The following is a 6353-nucleotide window of genomic DNA, read 5'->3' on the forward strand; positions in this document are numbered from 1 at the left end:
CGGGGGAGAATCGCATGGACGACCGAACAGATGTCCGCACGAACCAAGGTTCGACCGAACGTTCCAACGAGCGAACCGTCTGGTTCAACGGAAAGTTCGTGCCGGAAAGCCGTGCGCTGGTGCCCTATCGCGACCGGAGCTTCCTCTTCGGCGACGGCGCCTTCGACCTCACGCGCACCTTCAACCACCGCATCTTCAAGCTCGACGAGCATGTCGACCGCCTCTACGCCTCGCTGCGCGCGCTGCGCCTCGACCCGACGATGGAGCCCGAGGCGATGAAGGCGATCACCCGCGAGGTGGTGGAGCGCAACCGCCACCTGCTGGCCGAGGGCGAGGACTGGTGGGTCGGCCAGCGCATCAGCCGCGGCGTGATGAAGGTGGCGGGCGACAACTGGGACCATTACGGCCCCACGGTGGTCGTCGAATGCCTGCCGATGCCGGTGGCCGAGCGCGCGCACCTGTTCGAGAGCGGCGTCCAGGTGGTGACGCCCTCGGTGCGCCGCACGCCGCCCGAGGCGCTGACCCCGCGCACCAAGAGCCACAACTATCTCAACCTGATCATGGGCGATCTCGAGGTCCGCGCGCAGAACCCGGACGGCTGGGCGATCCTGCTCGACATGCAGGGCAATTTCTGCGAGGGGCTCGGCTCCAACATCTTCCTGGTGCGCGGGGGCGAGGTCCTGACCCCGCGCGCGAAGAACGTCCTGCCGGGGGTGAGCCGCGAGACCGCGATGGAGCTCGCCCGCGGCCTCGGGCTCCCGGTGCGCGAGACCGATCTCGACCTCTACGACGCCTACAACGCCGACGAGGCCTTCATCACCTCCACCAGCCTCTGCATCTGCCCGGTGGCCAGCATCAACGGCGTGGCCCCGGCGGCCGGCGCCTATGGCCCGGTGACCCGGCGCCTGATCGCCGCCTATGTCGATTTCGTCGGCTGCGATTTCGTCGCGCAGTATCTGGCGAAGCTCGGCTGACCCCCCGAGCGGCGGGGCGGGAGCGACAGGGCCGTAGCGATTGGGCCAAAGCGGCGGCCCCGCCGCGGCGGGGCCTGAGCAGCAGGGCCGGTGCCACAAGACCGGAACGGCAGGGTCAGGGCGGAAGGGCCAGAGCGGCGGAGCCGGCGCGGCGAGGCCGGTGCGACAACGCCAGAGCGGCAGGACCGAAGCGGCGGGGCCGGTGCGACAGCGCCAGAGCGGCAGGACCGGTGCGACGGGGCCAGTGCGGCGGGGCCAGTGCGACATGGCCGGAGCGGCAGGGCCAGTGCGACATGGCCGGAGCGGCAGGGCCAGTGCGACATGGCCGGAGCGGCAGGGCCGGAACGGCTGGGCCGGTGCAGCAGTGCCGTAGCGACGGGGCCGATGCGGCGGGGCTGGTACGAAAGGGTCGGTGCGGCAGGCCCGGAGCGGCGGAGCCGGTGCGGCGGGGTCGGTGCGACAGGGCCAGAACGGCAGGCCCGAAGCGGCAGGACCAGAGCGGCGGGGCCGGAGCAACGGGGTCGGTGCGCCAGGGCCGGAGTGGCGGGGCCGGAGGGGGCAGGCGCCTTCCCGCTGCCGGGCCGGGCGGCGCGGCCATCCGCACCTCGAAATGACACATATGAATATATACATGTATCATGGATCACCCGATGATGCAGCGAGGATTGCCCCATGCCGCTTGACCCGACCCCCTTCACCCCGTGGATGTCGCTGCTCGGCGGCGTCCTGATCGGCATCGCCAGCCTGATGGTGCTCGGCCTGCTCGGCCGCATCGCCGGCATCTCCGGCATCACGCTCGCCGCCATGCGCCCGGGCGGCGACCGCGGCTGGCGCATCGGCTTCCTGCTCGGCCTCGTCGCCGCGCCGCTGGCCTGGGCCGCCCTCGGCAACGGCGCGGTCGCGCAGTCGGTGCCCGGCAACCTGCCGGCGATGGCGCTCGCCGGGCTGCTGGTCGGCGCCGGCAGCATCCTCGGCGCGGGCTGCACCTCGGGGCACGGCGTCTGCGGGCTCTCGCGCCTCTCGCCGCGCTCGATGGTCGCGGTGCCGCTGTTCATGGCGGTGGCGGCGGCGACGGTGTTCGCCATCCGCCACCTGCTCGGGGGCGGGGCATGAGCGCCGCGGCGCTGCGCCCGCTGGCGGGGCTGGCGGCCGGGCTGGTGTTCGGGCTCGGGCTGGTCATCTCCGGCATGGCGGACCCGGCGAAGGTGCTGGCCTTCCTCGACATCGCCGGCGCCTGGGACCCGAGCCTCGCCTTCGTGATGGGCGGCGCCATCGCGGTGGCGCTGCCCGGCTTCCTGCTGCTGCCGCGCCGCGGCGCGCCGGCGCTCGGCGGGCGCTTCGAGCTGCCGACGGCGCGCGCGATCGACCGCAACCTGCTGCTCGGCGCGGCGCTGTTCGGCCTCGGCTGGGGCATCGGCGGCTTCTGCCCGGGCCCGGCCTTCACCGCGCTGACGCTGGCCGCGCCGGGCACGCTGGTCTTCGTGCCGGCGATGCTGGCCGGGATGTGGCTCGGGCACCGGCTGCGCGGCGGCCGGCTCGCCGGGCCGGCGGCGCCCGCCCGCTAGCCGCCCGGCCAGGCCGCCCGGCCCGGCGCGACGCCGGGCCGCGGGCGCGGCCTGCGGCGTTTCTTCCGGTTGGTGCCGCGCCGGACAAATCCATGTTAAGCATATCGCGAGAGGACCGACGGTCCGCCCGCCGGCCGCTCCGCCGGCGGGCCGCGCGGGGCCCTGCCGGCCCGGCTGACAGAATGGGAGAGGTGCATGCTCCTCGGCTACGAAGCGATCGACCTCGCGCGCTTCCAGTTCGCCTTCACGGTCGCCTTCCACATCATCTTCCCCTCCTTCTCCATCGGGCTGGCGAGCTATCTCGCGGTGCTCGAGGCGCTGGACCTGAAGACCGGGAACCCGGTCTATCGCCGGCTGTTCGACTACTGGAAGAAGATCTTCGCGGTGGCCTTCGGCATGGGCGTGGTCTCGGGGCTGGTGATGTCCTACCAGTTCGGCACCAACTGGTCGGTGTTCTCCGACCGGGCCGGGCCCATCGTCGGCCCGCTGATGGGCTACGAGGTGCTCTCAGCCTTCTTCCTCGAGGCCGGCTTCCTCGGGGTGATGCTGTTCGGCCGCGACAAGGTCGGCCCGGGGCTGCATTTCTTCGCGACGCTGATGGTCGCCGCCGGCACGCTGTTCTCGGCGTTCTGGATCCTCAGCGTGAACAGCTGGATGCAGACCCCGGCGGGCTACGCGCTCAACGAGGCCGGGCAATACGTGCCGGCGGACTGGTGGGCGGTGGTGTTCAACCCCTCCTTCCCCTACCGGCTCGTGCACATGGTGCTGGCGGCCTATCTCACCACCGCCTTCGTGGTGGGGGCGGTCGGCGCCTGGCACCTGCTGCGCGACCGGCGCGACCGGGCGGCGCAGGTGATGTTCTCGATGGCGATGTGGATGGCGCTGATCGTCTCGCCGCTGCAGATCGTCGCGGGCGACCAGCACGGGCTCAACACGCTCGCGCACCAGCCCGAGAAGATCGCGGCGATGGAGGGGCATTACGAGACCCGCTCCGGCGCGCCGCTGGTGCTGTTCGGCATTCCCGACGACGAGAACGCCCGCATCGACCACGTGATCGAGATCCCGCATCTCGGCTCGCTGATCCTCACCCACAGCTGGGACGGCGAGGTCAAGGGGCTGAAGGCCTGGCCCGCGGAGGACCGCCCGCCGGCGGAGATCGTGTTCTGGTCGTTCCGGGTGATGGTGGCGGTGGGCTTCGCGATGCTGGCGATCGGGCTCTGGTCCGGGCTCGGGCGGCTGCGCGGCTGGCTGCACGAGGCGCCCTGGCTGCACCGCGCCGCGGTGGCGATGGGGCCGAGCGGCTTCGTCGCGGTGCTGGCGGGCTGGATCACCACCGAGGTCGGCCGCCAGCCCTGGGTGATCCACGGGCTGCTGCGCACCGCGGATGCCGCCTCGCCGCTCGACGCACCGGCGGTGGAGGCCTCGCTGATCGCCTTCATCGTGGTCTATTTCGCGGTGTTCGGCGCCGGCACCTTCTACATCCTGCGGCTGATGAACAAGCGCCCCGAGGGCGGCGAGAGCGCGGACGGCGGCGCCGGCGAGGGGCCGATCCGCACCGGCGGCGTCGCGCAGGCGCTGTCGCTCGACGCCGGGCGCGCAACCACGGCCAAGTGAGGACATCATGCCCTTCGATCTCGCCTTCATCTGGGCCGGCCTGATCGCCTTCGCGGTGCTGGCCTACATCCTGCTCGACGGCTTCGATCTCGGCGTCGGCATCCTCTTTCCCTTCGTGCGCGGGGAGCAGCACCGCTCGCTGATGATGAACTCGGTGGCGCCGGTCTGGGACGGCAACGAGACCTGGCTGGTGCTCGGCGGCGGCGGCCTCTTCGCGGTGTTTCCGCTGGCCTATGCGGTGGTGATGCCGGCGCTCTACGCGCCGATCATCGCGATGCTGCTGGGGCTGGTGTTCCGCGGCGTCGCCTTCGAGTTCCGCTGGCGCACGACGCGGGGCAAATGGCTCTGGGATCTCTCCTTCGCCGCCGGCTCGACCGTCGCGGCCTTCGCGCAGGGGGTGGCGCTGGGCGCGCTGGTGCAGGGCATCCCGGTGGCCGGCCGCGCCTATGCCGGCGGCTGGTGGGACTGGCTGACCCCGTTCTCGCTGATGACCGGGGCGGCGCTGGTGGTCGGCTATGCGCTGCTCGGCGCGACCTGGCTGGTGATGAAGACCGAGGGCCATGTCGCCGAGCGCTGCCGGCGATACGCCCGCTCCACCGGGCTGGCGACGCTGGCGCTGATCGCCGCGGCGAGCCTCGCCACGCCGTTCCTCAACGAGGTCTACCTGACCCGCTGGTTCGCCTGGCCGAGCGTGATCTTCAGCCTCGCGGTGCCGGCGCTGGTGGCGCTCTGCGCCTGGCTGCTGTTCGACGGGCTGCGCAAGGGCCGCGACACCCAGCCCTTCCTCGCCGCGCAGGCGATCTTCACGCTCTGCTATGTCGGCATCGGGATCAGCTTCTATCCCTATATCGTGCCGCCGAGCCTGACGATCTGGGAGGCCGCCGCGCCGGATGACAGCCTCTCGTTCCTGCTGGTCGGGGCGGCGGTGCTGGTGCCGCTGATCCTCGGCTATACCGCCTTCGCCTACTGGGTGTTCCGCGGCAAGGTCGATCCCGAGAAGGGCTATCACTGATGGCGGCGGAGCGGCGCGGGACCTGGCGCCGGCTCGGCTGGTTCGTGCTGCTCTGGGCCGGCGGCGTCGCGGCGGTCGCGGCGCTCGGCGGGCTGCTGCGCGCGGTGCTGCTCTGAGCCGCGCGGCCCGGGGCGCGCCCGGGCCGCGGGATCGCTCCTGCCGCCGGCCTCAGCCGCGCGCGGCGGTGACGATCAGCTCGACGCGGTAGTCCGGGGTCGCCAGCCTGGCCTCGCCGCAGGCCCGGGCCGGGGCGGCGCCCTCGGCAACCCAGGCGTCCCAGACCTCGTTCATCTCGGCGAAATCGGCCATGTCGGCGAGCCAGATCACCGTCTGCAGGATCCGCGTCTTGTCGGAGCCGGCCTCGGCCAGCAGCGCCTCGACCTTCTCGAGACAGTCCCGCGTCTGCTGCGCGACGCTGGCGCCGGCGGTGCCGACCTGTCCCGCGAGATAGACGGTGTCGCCATGGACAACGATCTGCGACATGCGCTTGCCGGTGTGGTGGCGGGTGATTTCGGCCATTTCCTGCTCCTGATGGGTGATGCGGTTTGAGGGGTCCGGGCGGGCGCTTCAGGGCCCGCCGAACAGCTTGAGCCCGACGATGCCGGCAAGGATCAGCCCGGCCGAGACCAGGCGCGCCACCGTTGCCGGCTCGGCGAGCACGAGAATGCCGAAGGCCAGCGTGCCGACGGTGCCGATCCCGGTCCAGACCGCGTAACCGGTGCCGAGCGGGATGCTGCGCAGCGCCAGGCCGAGCAGCACGAGGCTCACCACCATCGAGCCCGCGGTCAGCAGCGTCGGCACGAGCCGGGTGAAGCCGTCGGTGTATTTCAGCCCGACCGCCCAGCCGATCTCGAAGAGACCGGCGAGCACGAGCACGACCCAGGCCATGTGGCGATCCTCCTGCCGGGAACGATGCAGCCGCGCCGGCATATGGCGCGCCGCAGCCCCGGCTGGCAAGGGGCGGACATGCGGCGGCGGGCCTGCCGCCGCCGGCCGGCAGCCGCATCGGCGCACCGCCGGTGCCACCGCCCCGACGCGGCCGGCGCAATGACTGCCCGGCCGCGGCCCCCGGTCCTGCCGGCGGCGCCGGTCCCGGCCCTCCGGTCCCCGGGCCTGTCCGTGTGTTGCGGTGGGGTGCGGGTTCTCCCGGGGCCCTGTCGGGGGCCCCGGGCGGTTTGCGCGCCTCAA

General features: G+C 72.5%; 8 protein-coding genes. 6 read left to right on the forward strand and 2 right to left on the reverse strand.

Annotated features, from left to right (window positions below; genetic code table 11):
* Nucleotides 1-14: 14 nt before the first annotated feature.
* From QSJ97_RS17075 to QSJ97_RS17100, 6 genes are all read left to right on the forward strand, one after another.
* Nucleotides 15-974, forward strand: a complete 960-nt coding sequence (locus QSJ97_RS17075) for an aminotransferase class IV (RefSeq protein ID WP_285673196.1) — start codon at nucleotides 15-17, stop codon at nucleotides 972-974.
* A gap of 672 nt (nucleotides 975-1646) precedes the next feature.
* Nucleotides 1647-2087 carry a YeeE/YedE family protein gene (locus tag QSJ97_RS17080; RefSeq protein WP_285673197.1) on the forward strand — a complete coding sequence of 147 codons (441 nt, stop codon included), beginning with the start codon at nucleotides 1647-1649 and terminating at the stop codon, nucleotides 2085-2087.
* Nucleotides 2084-2539, forward strand: coding sequence for a DUF6691 family protein (locus tag QSJ97_RS17085; protein WP_285673198.1), 456 nt, complete (start codon nucleotides 2084-2086; stop codon nucleotides 2537-2539). Before QSJ97_RS17080 ends, QSJ97_RS17085 begins: the two co-directional genes overlap by 4 nt.
* 195 nt (nucleotides 2540-2734) lie before the next feature.
* The gene (locus QSJ97_RS17090) at nucleotides 2735-4153 is read left to right on the forward strand and encodes a cytochrome ubiquinol oxidase subunit I (protein ID WP_285673199.1); all 1419 of its coding nucleotides are present in this window, start codon (nucleotides 2735-2737) and stop codon (nucleotides 4151-4153) included.
* A gap of 7 nt (nucleotides 4154-4160) precedes the next feature.
* Nucleotides 4161-5165, forward strand: a complete 1005-nt coding sequence (cydB, locus tag QSJ97_RS17095; RefSeq protein WP_285673201.1) for a cytochrome d ubiquinol oxidase subunit II — start codon at nucleotides 4161-4163, stop codon at nucleotides 5163-5165.
* On the forward strand, nucleotides 5165-5281 hold the full coding sequence (locus tag QSJ97_RS17100; protein WP_285673203.1) for a DUF2474 domain-containing protein: 117 nt from the start codon (nucleotides 5165-5167) through the stop codon (nucleotides 5279-5281). The genes cydB and QSJ97_RS17100 overlap by 1 nt, the downstream gene beginning before the upstream one ends.
* Nucleotides 5282-5333: 52 nt before the next feature.
* On the opposite strand, the gene QSJ97_RS17105 is transcribed toward QSJ97_RS17100, so the two are convergent.
* Together QSJ97_RS17105 and sugE are read right to left on the reverse strand one after the other, a co-directional pair.
* Entirely contained in the window at nucleotides 5334-5684 is a 351-nt protein-coding gene (locus QSJ97_RS17105; RefSeq protein WP_285673204.1) for a RidA family protein, read from the reverse strand.
* Between the two features lie 48 nt (nucleotides 5685-5732).
* Nucleotides 5733-6053, reverse strand: a complete 321-nt coding sequence (sugE, locus tag QSJ97_RS17110) for a quaternary ammonium compound efflux SMR transporter SugE (protein ID WP_285673205.1) — start codon at nucleotides 6051-6053, stop codon at nucleotides 5733-5735.
* Between the last annotated feature and the right edge of the window lie 300 nt (nucleotides 6054-6353).

Source organism: Paralimibaculum aggregatum, from assembly GCF_030270585.1.
GTDB lineage: Bacteria > Pseudomonadota > Alphaproteobacteria > Rhodobacterales > Rhodobacteraceae > Thermohalobaculum > Thermohalobaculum aggregatum.

Coding starts and splice junctions, on each gene's coding strand:
- QSJ97_RS17075 (WP_285673196.1), top strand. CDS start 15: ATGGACGACCGAACAGATGTCCGCACGAACCAAGGTTCGACCGAACGT.
- QSJ97_RS17100 (WP_285673203.1), top strand. CDS start 5,165: ATGGCGGCGGAGCGGCGCGGGACCTGGCGCCGGCTCGGCTGGTTCGTG.
- cydB (WP_285673201.1), top strand. CDS start 4,161: ATGCCCTTCGATCTCGCCTTCATCTGGGCCGGCCTGATCGCCTTCGCG.
- sugE (WP_285673205.1), bottom strand. CDS start 6,053: ATGGCCTGGGTCGTGCTCGTGCTCGCCGGTCTCTTCGAGATCGGCTGG.
- QSJ97_RS17080 (WP_285673197.1), top strand. CDS start 1,647: ATGCCGCTTGACCCGACCCCCTTCACCCCGTGGATGTCGCTGCTCGGC.
- QSJ97_RS17085 (WP_285673198.1), top strand. CDS start 2,084: ATGAGCGCCGCGGCGCTGCGCCCGCTGGCGGGGCTGGCGGCCGGGCTG.
- QSJ97_RS17105 (WP_285673204.1), bottom strand. CDS start 5,684: ATGGCCGAAATCACCCGCCACCACACCGGCAAGCGCATGTCGCAGATC.
- QSJ97_RS17090 (WP_285673199.1), top strand. CDS start 2,735: ATGCTCCTCGGCTACGAAGCGATCGACCTCGCGCGCTTCCAGTTCGCC.